Genomic DNA, 20,015 nt, shown 5'->3' on the forward strand with positions numbered 1-20,015 from the left:
ACGAGCCCGCACCCACTGAGAGGCGGCCGGGACCGGACCCTTACACCACTTCGCACAACTTTTTTCGCGGCCCTCTTCCAGGTGGTCGTGACCGGGGACCGCCACCGCCAAGACCCGGGGTCTGATAGATGTGGACGTCGCGTTGCGGCAGACTGCACCCCACACCCACCAGGCCGAGTACAGATACGGGACTTCGGACATGAGCGCCCCTACCTCAGGATCCGCCGGCGGCAGCCCTACGCCAGGCTTCTACCCGGACCCGTCCATCCCCGGCTACATCCGGTACTGGAACGGTGCCGCATGGGTGCCGGGCACCAGCAGGCCGGCCCCGGCCGAGGGCGAAGCCATGCCCGCGCCCCCGCCCGGCGCCACCCCGCCGCCCGCAGCGGCCACCCCCGCCGTCGAGGAAACCGGCCCGGTCTTCCTCGACGAGGAGGCCCAGGCCGGCGGCGCCGCCGTGCCCGCCGTACGCCACGCCGGCGAAGCCGACACCCCGGCCGCCACCACCAACTGGGACGACCCGGCCCGACTGCACGGCACCGGCCCGGAGCCGGGCGCCACCTGGCAGGCCGACGCCTCCCGGCAGAGCGGCTTCGGCGGCGAGGCGGACCGCCGTATCTCCTGGGGCTCACCCGACCAGCCGGCCGGCGCACCCTCCTGGGGCAACGTGCCGCCCCCGCGCGAACAGGGAGCCGGAGCCTCCGAAACCGGCCGGGACGACGCCTCCGGCGAGGCACCCGGCACCCCACCCGCCGGTTCCGCCGCGCCCGGCACCCCGCGCCGGCCCGACGCCCCCGCCGACGGCACGGTCGCCATCCGCGCCGTCAACCCCTCCGCGCGCCCCGACTCCGGCCGCGGCGCCTCCGCCGACCAGGGCACCACCGCCATCCGCGCGGTCCGCCCCGGCGCCGCCCGCCCCAAGGCCAACGAGACCATGGCGATCCGCCTCGGCCCCGGCGACGTCCCCGGCGCCCGGACCGCCCCAACCGGCGGCGACGCGCCCCAGGCGCTGCCGTCCGTCGGCGCCCCCCAGCAGGGCCGCCCCGGACAGCCGCCCGCCGGCCGTACGCCCGCCCAGCAGGCACCCGCACCGCAACCGTCCGCCGCGCAGCCGGCCGCGCCGGCCGCCGGTTTCCCGCCCCAGGGCGGCACCACCACCCCCGGCCCGCGGGCCGCCGGCGCCGACGGCGTCATCCCCTGGAAGCCGCCGAGCGCCGACGTCTTCTTCGCCGCCGCGCAGGCCGCCCAGGGCCACCCGGCGGGCCTGGGCCGCCGCTTCGCGGCCCGGCTGATCGACACCCTCGTACTGGCCGCCGCGGCCGCCGCGGTCGCCGTACCGATGTGGGGCACCGCCGCCGACCACATCGACGCCAAGATCGAGGCGGCCAAGCAGTCCGGCCGCCAGGTGACGGTCTATCTGCTCGACGGCACCACCGCCCCGGTGCTCGGCGCCGTGCTCGCCGTCCTGCTCATCGGCGGCGCGCTCTACGAAGCGCTGCCGACCCTCAAGTGGGGCCGCACCCTCGGCAAGAAACTGTGCGGGGTGCGCGTCCTGGACATCGAGAGCCACGACACCCCGACCCTGGGCGCGGCCCTCAAACGCTGGTTCGTCTACGGCGTGCTCGGCATCCTCGTCGTCGGTGTCGTCAACGCCGCCTGGTGCCTGTTCGACCGTCCGTGGCGGCAGTGCTGGCACGACAAGGTCGCCCGCACGTTCGTCGCCGCCGACTGACGAACCCCGGACGGGACTTCGCGGCTTCGCGGACACCTGGCGCCCCACCGGGGAGCGGCGGTCCCCCGAACGGCCTTGGCCGGATGCGGCGGGCGGCCGTACGGGGTCGACTCGGGCCATGAGCACCGACCAGCCCGGGCCCGGATCCGGTGAACCCCCGGAGAACGACCCGTTCCTGAAGAAGCCGGGCGGGGTGCCCCCCGGCGGCGGCACCCCGCCCCCAGGGGGCACCCCGCCCCCGTACGGGACGCCCCCCGGGGGCATGCCGCCCCCACCGCCTCCCGGCGGCACCCCGCCCCCGTACGGGGCGGACCCCTACGGCGGCAATCCCTACGGCGGGCCGTACGGCGCGACCGACCCGCTCGCCGGGATGCCGCCACTGGCCCACCGCGGCCGCCGGCTCGTCGCGCGGATCATCGACTGGCTCGTCGTCGCCGTGCCGATGTCGCTCATCATGACCGCCCTCGTCGGGTGGCGGAACTACTTCACCGACGACGGCACCTATACCGGTAGGCAGCTAACGGTAGGCGGCATCACGATTTTGGCGTACTTCATCTACGAGGGGCTGATGCTCACCAGCCGAGGCCAGACCGTCGGCAAGATGGCGATGAAGATCCGCGTGGCGATGCTGGCCAACGGAGCGATCCCGTCCGGCCAGGCGGGCTGGGTCCGCGCCGGCGTCTACACCCTGCCGGAGGTCGTGCCGTGCTGCGGCTTCGTCTTCTGGCTCGTCAACGTCCTGTGGTGCGCCTGGGACCAGCCCTACCAACAGTGCCTGCACGACAAAGCGGCCCGAACCGTGGTCGTCTCCGCGGTCTGACCGCGCGGACGGGCCCGGTTACCGCGAATGGTCCCCGACCCGGGCCGGCACCGGCCGCGACGGGGCGGCCGTCCCCGCCGGGGAGCCGGCGCGTACGGCCTGGCGGCGCACGACCCGCGACCAGCGCGGCATCGGGACCGTCATGGCGACCAGCAGGCCGAGCCCGAGCCCGGCGAGAGCGATGACCGCGACCCCGATCCCGGTCTGCGTCTGCGAGAGCAGCAGCATCGCGAGGGTGGAGAGGAAGACGGTGGCCGAACCGTAGACGAGCTGGGTGGCAGTCGGACGAGGCATGGCGGAATCCGTCCTCGGGGGTCGGCAAGGGGTGGGTCGTGGCACGCCGTGAAGCGAGCCTACGGTCCTTACTTCCCGAGCGGAACGCCAGGTAAGCGTGACCTAACCCACGGTCCTGGTGCACAGGGGGCGCACGCGCTCCGCGAGGCGGAAAGGCGCCGCCGCATACGAGCAGTTGACGACGGGGGCGCATGCCCACGCGGCATATCCACCACCGCCCGCACCGACCGCGACCTGTCCGCTATGCCCCGTCCGTCCGTGTCCGATAGCCGTAACTCGTGGACCGGGTAACGTACTTCGCTGACGTGGGCAAGTCAAGATCTGTCTTTTTCGTCGCGCTTCCGGTCGAATGCCCTCGACCAGTGACCGTTCCAAGGGGAGGACAGCGCCAAGTGAGAGACAACAAAAGGGTGTTCAGATCGGCCGCCCTGGCCACGGCAATAGCCGCGATCGGGGCGGCCGCTCTCTCGTCCGGGGCGGTCGCGGCCACGCCCCCCTCGCCCGTCGCGAAGCGCCATGACCCCGCCCCCGAGCGGACCGTGGACCACGACCTCAAGGGCCCGTTCAGCGACACGCAGTCGGCGCAGCGCAAGGAAGCCCTCCAGCAGGTCATATCCGGCGACGCCACCGCCACCGAGCGCGGCGGCTCCAAGGTCGTCAAGCTCGCCAAGGGCAAGTACGTCGAGCTGGCCCGCCAGAAGACCGACAAGATCTTCACCGTCCTGGTGGACTTCGGCGACAAGGTCGACGACACCACCATGTTCGACCCGGACGGCGCCGGCCCGAAGCCGCCCGTCAAGAAATACGGCGGCGATGCCGGCCCCGCGCACAACCAGATAGCCCAGCCGGACCGTGCGAAGGACAACAGCACGGCCTGGCAGAAGGACTTCAACCGCCGGCACTTCCAGGACCTGTACTTCTCCCACGCCGAGAAGAAGGAGTCCCTGGCCAAGTACTACGAGAAGCAGTCCTCGGGCCGCTACTCCGTCGAGGGCGAGGTCTCCGACTGGGTCAAGGTCGACTGGAACGAAGCCCGCTACGGCTCCAACTACTGCGGCCAGACCAACTGCGCCAACGCCTGGGACCTGATCCGCGACGGCGTCAACCGGTGGGCCGAGAACCAGAAGGCGGCCGGCCGCACCGATGACCAGATCAAGACCGATCTGGCCAAATACGACCAGTGGGACCGCTACGACCACGACGCCGACGGCAACTTCAACGAGCCCGACGGCTACATCGACCACTTCCAGATCGTCCACGCCGGCGAGGACGAGTCCGCGGGCGGCGGCGTCCAGAAGACCAACGCCATCTGGGCGCACCGCTGGTACGCGTACGGCACCGACGCCGGCAAGACCGGACCGGCCGACAACAGGTCCGGCGGTACGCAGATCGGCGGCACCGGCCTGTGGGTCGGTGACTACACCATGCAGCCCGAGAACGGCGGCCTGGGCGTCTTCGCCCACGAATACGGCCACGACCTGGGCCTGCCGGACGAGTACGACACCACCGGCAGCGGCGAATCCTCCGTCGACTTCTGGTCGTTGATGTCCTCCGGTTCCTGGCTCGGCCGCGGCAAGGACTCCATCGGCGACCTGCCCGGCGACATGAGCGCCTGGGACAAGCTGCAGCTCGGCTGGCTCAACTACGGCAAGGCCAAGGCCGCCAAGAAGTCCACGCACAAGCTGGGCGTCGCGGAGTACAACACCAAGGACAAGCAGGCGGTGGTCGTCGAACTGCCCGCGAAGGCCGTCAAGACGGACATCGTCCCGCCCGCCGAAGGCTCCAAGCAGTGGTGGAGCGGCATGGGCGACGACCTGAAGAACACCCTCTCCCGGCCGGTGGACCTCACCGGCAAGTCCAAGGCGTCGCTGACGCTCAAGGGCTGGTGGGACATCGAGGAGAACTACGACTACCTCTACGCCGAGGTCTCCACCGACGGCGGCGCCAACTGGACGCCGGTCGACGGCACCGCGGGCGGCAAGGCCATCCCGCGCGACGGCGGCGACAAGCCCGCGCTGACCGGCACCGTCGGCGCCTACCAGGACCTCGTCTACCCGCTGGACGCCTACGCGGGCAAGAAGATCGACGTCCGCTTCCGCTACCAGAGCGACGGCGGCGTGGCCCAGAAGGGCTTCGCGGCCGACACCCTCAGCATCGTCGCCGACGGCCAGCCGCTGTTCACCGACAACGCCGAGGGCGACGACAACGGCTGGACCAGCAAGGGCTTCTCGCGGATCGGCGCGTCCTTCACCAAGGACTACCCGCAGTACTACATCGCCGAGAACCGCCAGTACGTCTCGTACGACAAGACCCTCAAGGTCGGCCCGTACAACTTCGGCTGGACCACCGAAAAGCCCAGTTGGGTCGAGCACTTCCCCTACCAGAACGGTGTGCTCATCTGGCTCTGGGACACCTCGCAGGCCGACAACAACGTCGGACAGCACCCGGGCCACGGGCAGATCCTGCCCGTCGACGCGCACCCCAAGGCCGAGCGGTGGTCCGACGGGAAGCTGATGCGCAACCGCTTCCAGTCCTACGACTCGACCTTCACGCGCTTCCGCACCGACGCGCTGTACCTGCACAAGGACGGCAAGCCGGTCACGATCACGTCGAAGAAGGGCGTCACCGTCTTCGACGACCGGCACGGCGTGTACTACGACACGGCCAACCCGACCGGTGGCGTGATCGTTCCTGACACCAACACCCGCATCAAGATCACCAAAGAGTCCGGAAACGGCGCCACGGCGACCCTCCGGATCGGCCCCGCCGGTAAGTAATCGGTAAAGCCGCAGGTCAGAAGCTAATCGGCCGTCGCCCCTAGCGGGCGGCGGCCGATTAGCGTTTAGATGCGTCCTATCAGTTCCTTGTTGACGATGAGTCTCACGGGGGAGATATGACACTGACCGGTGGCGGCTTCATCAAGCTTCCTGGCGGAAGCGTGGTGGTCGCCCTTTCCCTGCCCAGACCGGGCCACGGCCCGCTCCCGGGCCCCTACGACGGCGCCCGCCGCGTCCGGGTCCTCGTCCACGCCGTAAACCGCCCGCGCGCCCTGACCAGGCTGCGCAACCTCGGTCTACGCGCCGTCTACCTACGCGGCAACACCGAACCCCCCACACCCGACGAGATCACGGCCGTCCTGCACCACCCCGACGGCCTGGTCTGGCGCGCGGCCCCGGACGACGACACGGAGTCGTGGCATCCGATACGGGCGTTGCTGCGGGGGGCTGGGCCGGTGCCGGGGGCGGTGCCGAGCCCGGGGCCGGTGCCGGGCGCGGCGGTGTCGGGCCCGGGGGCGGCGGGGGCGGCGGAGGCTTCGGGTGGTTCTGCGACCCTGGGTGGTCCTGTGACTCCAGGGGTTAAGGGTGTGGGTGTCCCGGAGGCCGTGGTGGGGGTGGCGCCGGTGATAGCCGGACCGTAGGGGCTCCTGAGGGCGTGGCGGGCGCCTGAGGGGCGTGGCGGGCGGTGGCCGGCCCGTGGTGGTGGTGCCCCTCTCCCTGCCCCCGCCGGGGCGCTCAGCCGCCGGCGAGAACCGGTTTGCCGGTCAGCTCGGCGCCCGCCGCCCGCAGCTCCTCAACGGCCCGCTCGGTGGTGGCCGCCGAGACTCCCGCGGTCAGATCCAGCAGCACATGCGTACGCAGCCCGGCGCCGAGCGCGTCCAGGGCGGTGGCGCGCACGCAGTGGTCCGTGGCGATGCCGACCACGTCCACCTCGCTCACATCCCGCTCCCGCAGCCAGTCCGCGAGCAGCGTGCCGTTCTCGTCGGCGCCCTCGAAACCGCTGTAGGCGGCGGAGTAGGCGCCCTTGTCGAAGACCGCGTCGATCGCGCCCGAGGCGACGGCCGGCGCGAAATTGGCGTGGAACCCACTGCCTTCGGTACCCGCCACGCAGTGCGCCGGCCAGGACCGGACGAAGTCGGGATGGTCGGAGAAGTGGTCGCCCGGATCGATGTGGTGGTCCCGGGTGGCCACGACATGGCGGTAGCAGCCGCCGGCCGTCTGACCCACCAGGTCGGTGATGGCCGCGGCGACATCCGCCCCGCCCGCCACGGCGAGACTGCCGCCCTCGCAGAAGTCGTTCTGCACATCAACGACGATCAATGCCCGGTGCATGGTGCGTGCCTTCCGGCTGGGAGTCGGGGGAGGGGCGCGGAGTGAGTGGAACGATGTGACCGAGGGTAGTCACTGCGCACCCGATGCGGGAGGGGTCGAACCCCTCCACTCAATGAACCCCTCGTGCAGTAACATAGAGTGACGAATACCTGGAACTACTAACTCTCCGTAATCGTTGCGGTAAAAAGGAGGAAGCCCGCCGCGAGCCCCAGCCACCCGAGCCACCCCCCCCCCCCCCCGCCCCACGCACCCGCCCGCTCCCACCCCACCCGGTGGGCAGCCTCGCTCTACACGTACTCGGTGGGCAGGACGGGCTCCCCCCGCGAGAGCTGGGTCGCCGACAGCGGCAGTCCGGCGCGGGCCGCGATGTGCCGCTCGCGGGCGGCGTCCAGCGGCTCACGGGCCACCACCTCGCCCGCGCGAACCAGCGGCACCAGTAGCTGCCGGTCGGCGAGCTCGGCCGGCACCGGGCCCGTACCGATGACCTCGGCCTCGGCCACGCCGTCCTCGTCCAGCCGCCGGGCGGCCCACTTGCGGCCGCCGACCGAGGACTTGGCGCCCATCGACTTCTTCGCGACCGGCCGCAGCGGGGCTCCGGGCTCGTCGCTCTCGGCGCGGGCGACCAGCTTGTAGACCATCGAGCTGGTCGGGTGCCCGCTGCCGGTCACCAGTTGGGTGCCCACGCCGTACGCGTCCACGGGCGCGGCGGCCAGCGAGGCGATGGCGTACTCGTCCAGATCGCTGGTGACCACGATCTTGGTCTTCGTCGCACCCAGCTCGTCGAGCTGCTGGCGTACGCGGTGGGCGATGAGCAGCAGGTCGCCCGAGTCGATGCGTACCGCGCCCAGCTCCGGGCCGGCCACCTCCACGGCCGTACGGACCGCCTCGGTGACGTCGAAGGTGTCCACCAGCAGGGTCGTCCCGCTGCCGAGGGTCTGGACCTGGGCGGTGAAGGCGTCGCGCTCGTTGTCGTGCAGCAGGGTGAAGGCGTGGGCGCTGGTGCCGACGGTGGGGATGTTGTAGCGGAAGCCGGCGGCCAGGTCGGACGTGGTGTGGAAGCCGCCGACGTACGCGGAGCGGGCCGCGGCGACGGCCGCGAGTTCGTGGGTGCGGCGGGCGCCCATCTCCATCAGCGGGCGGCCGCCGGCCGCCACCGCCATCCGGGAGGCGGCCGCGGCGACCGCGGAGTCGTGGTTGAGGATCGAGAGGATCACCGTCTCCAGCAGCACCGCCTCGGCGAAGGTGCCCTCCACCCGCATGACCGGGGAGCCCGGGAAGTACACCTCGCCTTCCGGGTAGCCCCAGATGTCGCCGCGGAAGCGGTAGTCGGCCAGCCACTTCAGCGTCGGCTCGTCGAGGATGCCGCGCTCGCGCAGGAAGTCCAGGATCGTGGCGTCGAAGCGGAAGTTCTCCACCGCGTCCAGCACCCGGCCGGTGCCGGCGACGACGCCGTAGCGGCGGCCCTCGGGCAGGCGGCGGGTGAAGACCTCGAAGACCGCGTGCCGGTCCGCGGTCCCGGACCGCAACGCGGCCTGCAGCATGGTGAGTTCGTACTGGTCGGTGAAGAGCGCAGTCGCCGGCACGGTCACCGGGAGCCCCAGGTCTGCAACGTTCACTTCGACATACCTCGCAATTCGGTCCATGCCGGCCGCACCGGACACCTGACGGGGAGTGGGCAGCCGGCGACGGCGGCCGCCGGGCGTGCGATCCCCCGGGAGTGCGGCACGGAAAAGATGCTACCTCGAATACTCGTCAGTTTGACGATTTCTGCGGGCGGGAGGGGAGGGAGAGGGGGAGGAGGGGGAGGGGGAGGGGGAGGGGGTACGGGAGCGGGAGGGGGATGGAGTGCGGGATGGGGATGGGGGTGGAGATGGAGTGCGGGAGAGGGAGGGGGGAGGGGGGAGGGGGGAGAGCAGGGGCCAGTGCGCGGGTGGATGCAGCGAGCAGATGCGGCGGGGAGGCAGGCGCGCGGCAGGGGCCGAGGGCGGAGTTCGGCGGCGGGCGCCGACGCGGCCAGGTGAGGGTCGTTTGTGCGTCTCGCGTCCCCGGGTGGCAGCATGGGGCTGTGAGCGCCCATCCGTCACCCACGATCACTCTCCGGCCGCATCGCTGCACCCTCAGTGTTCCGGTTGAGATCGAGCGTCCCGAGTCGAGCGAGGCACCCGCCGAGGTCCCCGAACCCGACGTCCCGTGGGTCACGATCGTCCACAACGACCCCGTCAATCTCATGAGCTATGTGTCGTATGTCTTCCAGACGTACTTCGGCTACTCCAAGGACAAGGCGCATCAGTTGATGCTCGACGTGCACCACAAGGGCCGCGCGATCGTCTCCAGCGGCAGTCGCGAGGAAATGGAACGCGACGTGCAGGCGATGCACGGCTACGGCCTGTGGGCGACCCTTCAGCAGGACCGCTGATGAGCGGCCAGTTCGAGCCCCTGCCCGACGGAGGCGCCGCCGTCCTCCTGGACGAGGTCGAGATCTCCATCCTGCGCAGCCTGGCCGTGCAGCTCCTGGAACTCATCGGCCCCGGCGACGAGTCCGCCGGCAGCGAGAGCGACGACCTGCTCGCCTCGGTCTTCAACGACGGCCCCAGCGAGCCGCCGGAGGACCCGGTCCTCGCCCGCTTCTTCCCCGACGCCTACGGCGGCCCCGACCTCGTCCCCGACGACGATGTGCGGGCCGCCGCCGCCGAATTCCGCCGCTACACCGAGAACGACCTGCGGTCGCGCAAGCGGGACGACGCCCTCTCGTTGGTCCGCGCGCTGGACGCGCTGTCGCCGGGGGAGGACCGGGGTGCGGTGCTGCGACTGAAGCCGGACGAGTGCCGGCAGTGGCTGGGCGCCCTCAACGACCTCCGGCTGGCCATCGGCACCCGCCTGGAGGTCACCGACGAGGACGACGGCGGGGAGCTGCTGCGTCTGCCGGACACGGACCCGCGCAAGCCGATGGTGATGGCCTACCTCTGGCTCGGCGGCCTCCAGGAGACCCTCGTCGAATCGCTGATGGGCTGAACCCGGGCGCGGGACCGGGGCCCGGCACCGGGGCGCGGCACCCGCGGCGCACCGCCCGGCGCGCCGTCCGGCGCACCACCCAGGGCGCACCACCCCGGCGCGGCACCCGCGGCGCACCACCCGACGCACCACCCGGGGCCCACCACCCCGGCGCCGCGCCCCGGCCCCCCGGGCCCACCACCCCGGATGTTCGCTCAGCGGACGCTCAAATCCGGATAACGATCGCGTCACCACACCGGCGCACCTTGTGCCCGCTTCCGCTCTTTGTCCCCTTTTTCCTGTGACCGGCCTCACGCGGGCAGTAGTTGATCTTGATACTTCCGTGATAAATCTTCACGACCTGCCGTGCGTGACGCCACCCCTGTCACCGCGGGAGCGCTGAGCCGGCCGACCGTCGGCGTGCAGGAACTCCATCCGGGGGGTCGGGACCCGACCCGGACAGGCCGGGTCGGAATGGAGAAAGGCGCACCACTCATGACCTCTGTGCAGGTCGACAAGCAACACGACGGCAACGAGGCCGCTGGGCAAGCTCCCGAAGAGGGCTATCAGCGGGGTCTGGGAAGCCGGCAGATCCAGATGATCGCCATTGGTGGCGCCATCGGGACCGGCCTGTTCCTCGGAGCGGGGAAGGCGATCTCGAAGGCCGGGCCGAGCATCATCCTGGCCTACGCCATCGTCGGTCTGGTGATCTTCTTCATCATGCGGGCCCTGGGCGAACTGCTCATGTACCGGCCCGTGTCCGGCTCCTTCTCCGAGTACGGCCGTGAATTCCTCGGCCCGTTCATCGGCTTCGTGACCGGCTGGACCTATTGGCTCTTCTGGGTCGTCACCGGCATCACGGAAGTGACCGCGGCGGCCACCTACGTCCAGTACTGGAACGAAGGCATTCCGCAATGGGCCTCGGCGCTGGTCTTCACCTGCGCGCTCTTCGGGATCAACCTGATCTCCGTAAAGCTCTTCGGAGAGCTGGAGTTCTGGTTCTCGATGGTGAAGGTCACCGCGATTCTCGGCATGATCCTCATCGGTCTCGGCGTGATCATCCTCGGCTTCTCCGACGCCGGTGACACCGCTTCCTTCACGCTCCTGTGGTCCGACGGCGGATTCTTCCCCAAGGGCATCGGCGGCACGCTGATGACGCTGCAGATCGTGATGTTCGCCTTCCTCGCCGTCGAACTCGTCGGCGTCACCGCGGGCGAGGCGGCCAACCCGAAGAAGGTCCTGCCCAAGGCGATCAACACCGTGCCGTGGCGGATCGGCCTCTTCTACATCGGCGCGCTCATCATCATCCTGTCCGTCGTGAGCTGGACGGTCTTCAAGCCGAACGTGAGCCCGTTCGTCGCCGCGTTCCAGGAGATCGGCCTGCCCGCCGGCGCCGGCATCGTCAACTTCGTCGTGCTGACCGCCGCGCTGTCCTCGGCCAACTCCGGCATGTACTCCACCGGCCGGATGCTGCGCGACCTCGCGCTCAACGGACAGGGCCCGAAGCTCTTCACCCGCCTCAGCAAGAACGGCCTGCCCACCTGGGGCACCGGCGTCTCCGTGGCGATGATGCTCTGCGGCGTCTGGATCAACTACCAGTGGCCGGGCGAGGCGTTCAACTACGTCGTCTCCTTCGCGACCATCTCCGGTATGTGGGCCTGGATCGTCATCCTGCTCTCGCAGTTGCGCTACCGCGCCAAGGCCAACCGCGGCGAGCTGCCGCAGTCCGAGTTCAAGGCCCCCGGCAGCCCCTACACCTCGGTCTTCGCGCTGGCGTTCATCGCCATGGTGATCGTGATGATGGGCATCGACCCGGACGCCCGGATCTCGCTCTACGCGGCCCCGCTGTGGGCGCTCATCCTGGCGGTGGGCTACCTCTGCATCAAGCGCCGCGACGCGGCCGCCGCCCTGAAGGGGACGCCCGCGGGCGCCGCCGCCAAGGGCGAGAAGGACTGATCCTTCGCCGCTGTCCAGCATGCGGGCCCGCGCGTACCACTCTTCGGTACGCGCGGGCCCGCTGTCTATTCTTGGCGGCATGCTGACCCTCACCAAGGACCTCTACGACCGGATCGTCGAGCACGCCCGCCAGGACCACCCCGACGAGGCGTGCGGCGTGGTCGCGGGCCCGGCGGGCAGCGGGCGCCCGGAGCGGTTCATTCCGATGCTCAACGCCGCCCGCTCGCCCACGTTCTACGAGTTCGACTCGGCCGACCTGCTCAAGCTCTACCGCGAGATGGACGACCGCGACGAGGAGCCGGTGATCGTCTACCACTCGCACACCGCCACCGAGGCGTACCCCTCCCGCACGGACATCACGTACGCCAACGAGCCCGGCGCGCACTACGTCCTGGTCTCCACCGCCGACACCGACGACGCCGGCCCCTTCCAGTTCCGCTCGTTCCGGATCGTGGACGGCCAGGTCACGGAGGAAGACGTCGAGGTGGTGGCGGAGTACGCCTGAGTCGGGACGACGGGAGGGTGGGAAGCGGGTGAGCCGGGGCGTTTCCCCACGGGGGCGGCGGACGCCCCCGGAGTGACGCGAGGTGACGCACGCCCCACCGGTGCCGGGCGGCCGATCCGCCGACGGCCCGCACGCCGCCCGTGACCTGCCCATACGCCGACCGCCGGCCCGCCCGAGGGCCGGCCGCCCGGATCCGCGTCCCACCTGGCGTACACCGAGCGTCCGCATCATGGGACAAGCTTCCAATACCCGGACCGGGAATCGATACGATGCCCGCATGGTTGACCACGACGTGAGCGAGAAGAGGACGGGAATGCGACAGCACGCTCCCCTCGCCACGCGTCGGTGCGCCTCCGCCCTGCTGGGCGCCTTCGGCTGCGGAACCGCCCGGCTGCACATCGACCTGTGCCGCCTCTCCAGCGCCATCTGTCCGCGCTGAGCCGCCCGTCCCCGGACCGCTCCCTCCCACGGCCGCCCCGGTCCCCCCTCGCACCCCCCCGCACTTCCGCGTCATCCGGCGCACCCGCCCCGCACCCGCGACACCGCACCCGCCACTCACTCCCACAGGAGCACCGTCATGGCCATCGAGGTCCGAATCCCGACCATCCTGCGCACCTACACCGACGGCCAGAAGGCCGTCGAGGGCAGCGGTGAGACCCTCGCCGACCTCTTCGCCGACCTGGAGAGCCGCCACACCGGCATCCGCGAGCGACTGGTCGACGGCGAGCAGCTCCGCCGCTTCGTGAACGTCTACCTCAACGACGAGGACGTGCGCTTCCTGGAGGGCATCTCCACCAAGCTCGCCGACGGCGACAACGTCACGATCCTCCCCGCGGTCGCCGGCGGCTCGCGCTGATGCGGTACGACTCCCCGCTCGCGGCGGTCGGCAACACGCCCCTCGTCCGGCTGCCGCGGCTCTCCCCCTCCGAGGAGGTCCGTATCTGGGCCAAACTGGAGGACCGCAACCCCACGGGCTCGGTCAAGGACCGGCCCGCGCTGCACATGATCGAACAGGCCGAGAAGGCCGGCCGGCTCACGCCCGGCTGCACCATCCTGGAGCCGACCAGCGGCAACACCGGCATCTCGCTCGCCATGGCGGCCAAGCTCAAGGGCTACCGCATCGTGTGCGTCATGCCGGAGAACACCTCCTCCGAGCGGCGCGAGCTCCTCGCCATGTGGGGCGCGGAGATCATCTCCTCGCCCGCGGCCGGCGGGTCCAACACCGCCGTGCGGGTCGCCAAGGACCTGGCCGCCGAGCACCCGGACTGGGTGATGCTCTACCAGTACGGCAACCCCGACAACGCCGGCGCGCACTACGCCACCACCGGCCCCGAGATCCTCGCCGACCTGCCCTCCGTCACCCACTTCGTGGCCGGCCTGGGCACCACGGGCACGCTCATGGGCGTCGGGCGCTTTCTGCGCGAGCGGCTCCCCGACGTGCAGATCGTCGCCGCCGAACCGCGCTACGACGACGTCGTCTACGGGCTGCGCAACCTCGACGAGGGCTTCATCCCCGAGCTGTACGACGAGTCGGTGCTGACCACCCGCTTCTCGGTCGGCTCCGAGGACGCGGTGCGCCGTACCCGCGAACTCCTCGCCGAGGAGGGCATCTTCGCCGGCATCTCCACCGGCGCGGCGCTGCACGCGGCGATCGGTGTCGGACGGAAGGCGGTGCGCGCCGGGCAGAGCGCCGACATCGTCTTCGTCGTCGCCGACGGCGGCTGGAAGTACCTCTCCACCGGCGTCTACACCGCCGAGTCCACCGAGGCGGCCATCGCCACGCTGCACGGCCAGCTCTGGGCGTAGGGCGCCTTCCCGGGCCGAGCCCCGGCCGCGCCCGGGCCGGGCCCCCGCCCTCGCGGCAGGCCCTCACGGCAGGCCCGCCCCGGCCCCCGCTACCGCCCCACCGGCCCCGCGCGCCACGCCGGGGCCGGGCAGCCGAACCGCGAACATCCGTACGGACGCCCGCACGGCCCGGACACCGGGACGGCGGGCGTCCGCGCGTCCGCCCCCACCCCCTGCCGGCGGGCCCCGGCCCGCCCCCGCCGGCCCCCGCCGCGCCGGCCGCCACCCTCGCGACCAGCGCCGATACGCGACCGGCCGACGCACCCGGCCCCGACCCGCGTGCCCGTGCCCCGCGCACCGTCCGCCCGGCCCGGCCGCCGGGGCCCGCCACCGCCCGCCCGGCCCATGGGAACAGCGCCCGGTACGGGCCCACCCGGACTGGTGATTCCGCCCACAGCTCGCCCCGCTGGAGGAGCCACATGACCTTTCGCGCCTTACGCTCGTGGGCACCGCACAGCGCGCCGAGGCCCTCAAGGCTCACCACGAAACCGCGAGGATCCGCCGAGAAGCCCCGCCTGGACACCCCGCACCGTCGCCCCCGCCCACGGAGGTTCACGCCCGCATGAAGCTCACCGTCGTCGGATGCTCGGGGTCGTTCCCTTCCACGGAATCGGCCTGTTCGAGCTACCTCCTGGAGGCCGACGGCTTCAGGCTGCTCCTCGACATGGGCAACGGCGCCCTGGGCGAGCTGCAGCGCCACTGCGGTCTCTACGACCTGGACGCCGTCCTCCTGTCGCATCTGCACGCCGACCACTGCATCGACCTGTGCGGCTATTTCGTCGTGCGCTATTACCGCCCCGACGGCGGCCGTTGCGGGCCGATGCCGGTCTACGGGCCGGCCGGCACCGAGCAGCGGCTGACCGTCGCGCACGGGGACCTGCCGCACGACGGGGCGATGAGCGAGGTCTTCGACTTCCGCACGCTGACGCCCGGCACCTTCACCATCGGGCCGTTCACGCTGCGCACCGAGCGGGTGAGCCACCCGGTGGAGGCGTACGGCTTCCGCATCGAGCACGGCGGCAGGTCGCTGACGTACTCCGGGGACACCGGCCCCTGCGACGCGCTGGACACCCTGGCGGCGGGCACCGACTTCTTCCTGTGCGAGGCGTCGTTCACCCACGGCAAGGAAGACATCCCCGACCTGCACCTCAACGGCCGGGAGGCCGGCGAGCACGCCCGGCGGGCCGGCGCGGGCCGCCTGGTGCTGACCCATATCCCGCCGTGGACCGACCCGGACATCAGCCTGCGCGACGCGCAGAAGGTCTACGACGGACCGGTCGAGGTCGCCAAGGCCGGCGCGGTCTACGAGATCTGACGGCGGCGCGGGCGCGGCGGCCGCCCGGCGCCGGGAACGACGAGGGGCCCCGGAACCGAGTCACTCGGTTCCGGGGCCCCTTGTCGGGTCCGCCGGTTCGCGCCGGCGGGCGTCAGGCCACGGCGGCTCTCACGCCTTGAACTGCGCCTTGTCCTGCTCGGCGATCTCCTCGTCGGACTCGCGGCCCGGCGTGGGGATGTTGAACTTGACGATGGCGAAGCGGAAGACGGCGTAGTAGAGCGCCGCGAAGCAGAGCCCCACGAGGGCCAGCATCCACGGCTTGGTGGCGATGCCGAGGTTCAGGACGTAGTCGATCGCGCCGGCCGAGAAGCCGAAGCCGTCCTTCATGCCCAGCGCCCAGGTCAGCGCCATCGAGATGCCGGTGAGCACCGCGTGGATCGCGTACAGGACCGGCGCGATGAACATGAACGTGAACTCGATGGGCTCGGTCACGCCGGTGACGAAGGCGGTCAGGGCGAGGGAGACCATCATGCCGCCGACGACCTTGCGGCGCTCGGGGCGGGCGCAGTGCGTGATCGCCAGGCAGGCGGCCGGGAGGGCGAACATCATGATCGGGAAGAAGCCGGTCATGAACTGTCCGGCCTGCGGGTCGCCGGCCAGGAACCGGGCGATGTCGCCGTGCTTGCCGTCGAAGTCGCCGGCCTGGAACCAGGGGAAGGAGTTGAGCAGGTGGTGCATGCCGACGGGGATCAGCGCGCGGTTGGCGACACCGAAGATGCCCGCGCCCACGGCGCCCGAGCCGACCAGCCACTCGCCGAAGTTGTGCAGACCCGCGCCGAGGACCGGCCAGATGTAGCCGAAGAGGATGCCGATGAGCAGGCCGGCGAAGGACGCCAGGATCGGGACGAGGCGGCGGCCGCTGAAGAAGCCCAGCCAGTCGGGGAGCTTCTTGCGGCTGTAGCGCTGGTAGAGGAGGGCGACGACGATGCCTATCACGACACCGCCGAGGACTCCGGCGTTGACCGGCGGCGCGGCCTCGACGATCTTGCCGTCGACGACGTTCTGCACCTTGGGCAGGCTGCTGTCGGTGAACGTCCCCAGGACCTTGCTGAAGACCAGGTAGCCGACGACGGCGGCGAGCGCGGTGGAGCCGTCGGACTTCTTGGCGAAGCCGATGGCGATACCCACCGCGAACAGCAGCGGCATGTTGTCCAGGAGGGCGCCGCCGCCGGCGGCCATGAACTCGGCGAGCTTGTTCAGGAACGCCGGGAGGGCCTCCCGGCCGAGCATGTCGGGCTGGCCGAGGCGGACCATCAGGGCGGCGGCGGGCAGGGTGGCGATCGGCAGCATGAGGCTGCGGCCGATGCGCTGAGCCACTGCCATGGCGCCTGAGCCGCGGCCCTTCTTCTTGGGGGCCGCCGGAGCGGTGGCCGAACTCATCGGATTCCTCCTGGTGAGGCGGGCGCTCGAAAGGGGGGACGGCCCGCTCGCTGGTCGTACCGTGGTCTACACCACAAGTGGTTTAGACCATTCTTAGCACGTCGCCCCGACATAAAGGAATCCATTGTTCCAAGTGGTTTGGACCACATGACGACCGGCCCCGGAGTCCTGGGACCCGGGGCCGGCCGACACGGGCCGCGAGGCCCTGGCGCACACGGCCGGAGCCGCCCCGCGGCGGCCCGGCGCGCAGGCGCTACCGGACGTTCTCCTTCTCCAGTTCCTCCCCGACCTCCGGCGGTTCACGCCCCGGAGTCTGGAGATCGAATTTCGTGATCACGAAGCGGAAGAGCGCGTAATAGACCACCGCGAAACACAGCCCGATCGGAATGATCAGCCACGGCTTGGTCGCCAGCCCCCAATTGATGACGTAATCGATCAGCCCCGCCGAGAAACTGAAACTGTCGTGCGCCCCCAGCGCCCAGCTCACCGCCATCGACACACCCGTCAGCAGCGCGTGGAGCACGTACAGCACCGGCGCGATGAACAGGAAGGAATACTCGATCGGCTCGGTCACGCCCGTCACGAACGACGTCAGACCGACCGACAGCATCATGCCGGCGACCTCCTTGCGGCGATGCGGCCGCGCGCAGTGCGCGATCGCCAGCGCCGCGGCCGGCAGCGCGAACATCATGATCGGGAAGAAGCCCGTGGTGAACTGGCCCGCACTCGGATCGCCCGCCAGGAACCGGTTGATGTCACCGTGCACCACCGTCCCGTCCGGCTTGGTGTAGTCACCGAACTGGAACCAGACGAACGTGTTCAGGAACTGGTGCAGGCCCACCACCAGTAGCGCCCGGTTGGCCACACCGAAGAGTCCCGAACCGATCCAGTCCAGATCGGTCAGCCACTTGCTGAAATCGGTCAGCGCGTCACCGATCGGCGCCCACACCCACAGGCACACCACCGCGAACGCCAGCCCGATGAACGCCATGATGATCGGCACCAGCCGGCGGCCGTTGAAGAAGCCCAGCCAGTCCACCAGCTTCACCCGGTGGAAACGCACCCAGAACCAGGCGGCGAGGAACCCCATCAGGATGCCGCCGAACACCCCCGGATTCTGGAACAGCGCGGGCGTCGCCGTCCCGTCCGGCGCCACACACACCCCGCTCCACAGGCCCGCCTGCGCATACGTCCCACCCGCCGCGCAGTCCACCGGGAACTGGTGCAACACCGCGTAATAGACCAGGAACCCGACCACCGCCGCCAGCGCCGTCGACCCGTCCGCCTTCTTCGCCATCCCGATCGCCACACCGACGCAGAACAACAGCGGCAGGCCCAGCCCGGAATCCAGCAGCGCGCCACCCGCACCCGCGAACACCTTCGCGACGTCGTCCCAGCCCAGCCCGTCCGCGCCGAACACATCGGGCTGGCCCAGGCGGTTGAGGATGCCCGCGGCGGGCAGAACCGCGATGGGCAACTGAAGGCTGCGCCCCATCTTCTGCATGCCCTGGAAGACTGTGGCCGACCACTTCTTCTTCGGCGCCTGGGCCGCTGCTTGGGAACTCATCCGCTTCCTCCCGGCGATCGGCCCGCCGGCAGCCGGCGCGCCACGTGCCGCATACTGGTGGTGTAGACCACTTGTGGTGCGGTTCCGGTCACCCGGAGCGCGCCCCGAGTGCTCGCCATCCTTCGCCAGAGCGCGGACATACGCCCATGTAGTTGGGCTGAACGTGCGTTACCGTTTGAAAACCGTGCGGCACAACCGCCGGCGGCCGAGACAAGCAGGAGTGGACATGGCCAGCAAGGCTGAGAAGATCGTCGCCGGGCTCGGCGGACTCGACAACATCGAAGAGGTCGAGGGCTGCATCACCCGCCTCCGCACCGAGGTCAACGACCCCTCCCTCGTCGACGAGGCCGCGCTCAAGGCCGCCGGCGCCCACGGCGTCGTCAAGATGGGCACCGCGATCCAGGTCGTCATCGGCACCGACGCCGACCCCATCGCCGCCGAGATCGAAGACATGATGTGAGCTGAGACCACGGCCACTCCCCGGGCCCCGCACCGGACGCGGAACGACCAACCGCCACCGGAACGGGGCCCGCGCCATTCCCGCTAGGCTCTCCACCATGTCTCGCATCGACGGCCGCACCCCCGAACAGCTCCGCCCCATCACCATCGAACGCGGCTGGAGCAAGCACGCCGAAGGCTCCGTACTCGTCTCCTTCGGCGACACCAAAGTCTTCTGCACCGCCTCCGTCACCGAAGGCGTCCCGCGCTGGCGCAAAGGCACCGGCGAAGGCTGGGTCACGGCCGAATACTCGATGCTGCCCCGCTCCACCAACACCCGCGGCGACCGCGAATCCGTACGCGGCAAGATCGGCGGCCGCACCCACGAGATCAGCCGCCTCATCGGCCGCTCCCTCCGCGCCGTCATCGACTACAAAGCCCTCGGCGAGAACACCATCGTCCTGGACTGCGACGTCCTCCAGGCCGACGGCGGCACCCGCACCGCCGCGATCACCGGCGCCTACGTCGCACTGGCCGACGCCATCACCTGGGCCCAGCACAAGAAGCTCATCAAGCACGGCCGCCAGCCCCTGACCGGCACCGTCTCCGCCGTCAGCGTCGGCATCGTCGCCGGCGTCCCCCTCCTCGACCTCTGCTACGAAGAGGACGTCCGCGCCGAAACCGACATGAACGTCGTCTGCACCGGAGACGGCCGCTTCGTCGAGGTCCAGGGCACCGCCGAAGCCGAACCCTTCGCCCGCGACGAACTCAACGCCCTCCTCGACCTCGCCGTCGCCGGCTGCGCCGAACTCGACACCGCCCAGCGCGAAGCACTCGCCCGCACCCTGTGACCCGCCCCGGGACGCGCACGGCCGAACGGGCCGGGGCGCGTCCCGGGACGGGCCGGTGACGGGCCGGTGACGGGCCGGGCCGGCCGTCGCCGGCCGGCCCCGCAGCCCGCCCCCTCCGCTCTCGTCTCGCCCCGGCAACCAAACCCCCGCCCCCTGCGTTCTTCCTCTTGCCCGCACCCGAACCCAGGGAG

Annotated in this window: 18 protein-coding genes and 1 pseudogene; 14 read left to right on the forward strand and 5 right to left on the reverse strand. The window is 70.9% G+C overall.

Features of this window, described 5'->3' with window-relative positions:
- The first annotated feature begins 199 nt into the window (after positions 1–199).
- A complete protein-coding gene (locus tag ACZ45Z_RS04305; protein ID WP_468355857.1) occupies positions 200–1,732 on the forward strand; it encodes an RDD family protein in 1,533 nt (510 codons plus the stop codon).
- Positions 1,733–1,850: 118 nt separating this feature from the next.
- Positions 1,851–2,552 carry an RDD family protein gene (locus ACZ45Z_RS04310; RefSeq protein WP_468355860.1) on the forward strand — a complete coding sequence of 234 codons (702 nt, stop codon included), beginning with the start codon at positions 1,851–1,853 and terminating at the stop codon, positions 2,550–2,552.
- 18 nt (positions 2,553–2,570) lie between these two features.
- Here ACZ45Z_RS04310 and ACZ45Z_RS04315 read toward each other — a convergent pair whose 3' ends face one another.
- A complete protein-coding gene (locus ACZ45Z_RS04315) occupies positions 2,571–2,846 on the reverse strand; it encodes a hypothetical protein (RefSeq protein WP_468355863.1) in 276 nt (91 codons plus the stop codon).
- Positions 2,847–3,238: 392 nt separating this feature from the next.
- On the opposite strand from ACZ45Z_RS04315, the gene ACZ45Z_RS04320 reads away from it, so the two are divergent.
- Positions 3,239–5,623, forward strand: a complete 2,385-nt coding sequence (locus tag ACZ45Z_RS04320; protein ID WP_468355866.1) for an immune inhibitor A domain-containing protein — start codon at positions 3,239–3,241, stop codon at positions 5,621–5,623.
- A gap of 116 nt (positions 5,624–5,739) precedes the next feature.
- Positions 5,740–6,072: pseudogene (locus ACZ45Z_RS04325) on the forward strand (hypothetical protein); the annotation flags it as partial.
- A gap of 286 nt (positions 6,073–6,358) precedes the next feature.
- Here ACZ45Z_RS04325 and ACZ45Z_RS04330 read toward each other — a convergent pair.
- Complete coding sequence (locus tag ACZ45Z_RS04330) at positions 6,359–6,955, reverse strand: isochorismatase family protein (RefSeq protein WP_468355869.1); 597 nt, start codon at positions 6,953–6,955, stop codon at positions 6,359–6,361.
- Positions 6,956–7,242: 287 nt separating this feature from the next.
- A complete protein-coding gene (locus tag ACZ45Z_RS04335; protein ID WP_468355872.1) occupies positions 7,243–8,571 on the reverse strand; it encodes a nicotinate phosphoribosyltransferase in 1,329 nt (442 codons plus the stop codon).
- Positions 8,572–9,020: 449 nt separating this feature from the next.
- Here ACZ45Z_RS04335 and clpS point away from each other — a divergent pair, with 449 nt between their 5' ends.
- The 8 genes from clpS to ACZ45Z_RS04375 all read left to right on the forward strand — a co-directional run bounded on the left by clpS (position 9,021) and on the right by ACZ45Z_RS04375 (position 15,567).
- Positions 9,021–9,371 (forward strand): ATP-dependent Clp protease adapter ClpS, encoded by a 351-nt coding sequence (gene clpS / locus ACZ45Z_RS04340; RefSeq protein WP_468355875.1) that lies wholly within the window; start codon positions 9,021–9,023, stop codon positions 9,369–9,371.
- Positions 9,371–9,967: a DUF2017 domain-containing protein gene (locus ACZ45Z_RS04345; RefSeq protein WP_468355878.1), complete on the forward strand. Its 597-nt coding sequence runs from the start codon at positions 9,371–9,373 to the stop codon at positions 9,965–9,967. The genes clpS and ACZ45Z_RS04345 overlap by 1 nt, the downstream gene beginning before the upstream one ends.
- 474 nt (positions 9,968–10,441) lie before the next feature.
- On the forward strand, positions 10,442–11,902 hold the full coding sequence (locus ACZ45Z_RS04350; RefSeq protein WP_468355881.1) for an amino acid permease: 1,461 nt from the start codon (positions 10,442–10,444) through the stop codon (positions 11,900–11,902).
- 79 nt (positions 11,903–11,981) lie between these two features.
- Positions 11,982–12,407, forward strand: coding sequence for a M67 family metallopeptidase (locus ACZ45Z_RS04355; protein WP_468355884.1), 426 nt, complete (start codon positions 11,982–11,984; stop codon positions 12,405–12,407).
- A 277-nt stretch (positions 12,408–12,684) separates the two neighbouring features.
- Positions 12,685–12,846, forward strand: a complete 162-nt coding sequence (locus ACZ45Z_RS04360; protein ID WP_468355887.1) for a putative leader peptide — start codon at positions 12,685–12,687, stop codon at positions 12,844–12,846.
- A gap of 138 nt (positions 12,847–12,984) precedes the next feature.
- Complete coding sequence (locus ACZ45Z_RS04365) at positions 12,985–13,263, forward strand: MoaD/ThiS family protein (protein WP_468355890.1); 279 nt, start codon at positions 12,985–12,987, stop codon at positions 13,261–13,263.
- Positions 13,263–14,213, forward strand: coding sequence for a PLP-dependent cysteine synthase family protein (locus ACZ45Z_RS04370; RefSeq protein ID WP_468355893.1), 951 nt, complete (start codon positions 13,263–13,265; stop codon positions 14,211–14,213). The genes ACZ45Z_RS04365 and ACZ45Z_RS04370 overlap by 1 nt, the downstream gene beginning before the upstream one ends.
- Before the next feature lie 601 nt (positions 14,214–14,814).
- Positions 14,815–15,567, forward strand: coding sequence for an MBL fold metallo-hydrolase (locus ACZ45Z_RS04375; protein ID WP_468355896.1), 753 nt, complete (start codon positions 14,815–14,817; stop codon positions 15,565–15,567).
- A 129-nt stretch (positions 15,568–15,696) separates the two neighbouring features.
- Here the strand turns inward: ACZ45Z_RS04375 and ACZ45Z_RS04380 are convergent, their stop codons facing one another.
- Positions 15,697–16,968, reverse strand: coding sequence for a PTS transporter subunit EIIC (locus ACZ45Z_RS04380; RefSeq protein WP_468355899.1), 1,272 nt, complete (start codon positions 16,966–16,968; stop codon positions 15,697–15,699).
- Between the two features lie 253 nt (positions 16,969–17,221).
- Entirely contained in the window at positions 17,222–18,535 is a 1,314-nt protein-coding gene (locus ACZ45Z_RS04385) for a PTS transporter subunit EIIC (protein WP_468355902.1), read from the reverse strand.
- Between ACZ45Z_RS04385 and ACZ45Z_RS04390 the strand changes: the two genes are divergently transcribed.
- The gene (locus tag ACZ45Z_RS04390) at positions 18,471–18,995 is read left to right on the forward strand and encodes a PTS sugar transporter subunit IIB (protein ID WP_468355905.1); all 525 of its coding nucleotides are present in this window, start codon (positions 18,471–18,473) and stop codon (positions 18,993–18,995) included. The genes ACZ45Z_RS04385 and ACZ45Z_RS04390 overlap by 65 nt on opposite strands.
- A gap of 97 nt (positions 18,996–19,092) precedes the next feature.
- Entirely contained in the window at positions 19,093–19,824 is a 732-nt protein-coding gene (rph, locus tag ACZ45Z_RS04395; RefSeq protein WP_468355908.1) for a ribonuclease PH, read from the forward strand.
- Positions 19,825–20,015 lie beyond the last annotated feature (191 nt).

This window comes from Streptomyces sp. NPDC031210 (genome assembly GCF_055570395.1).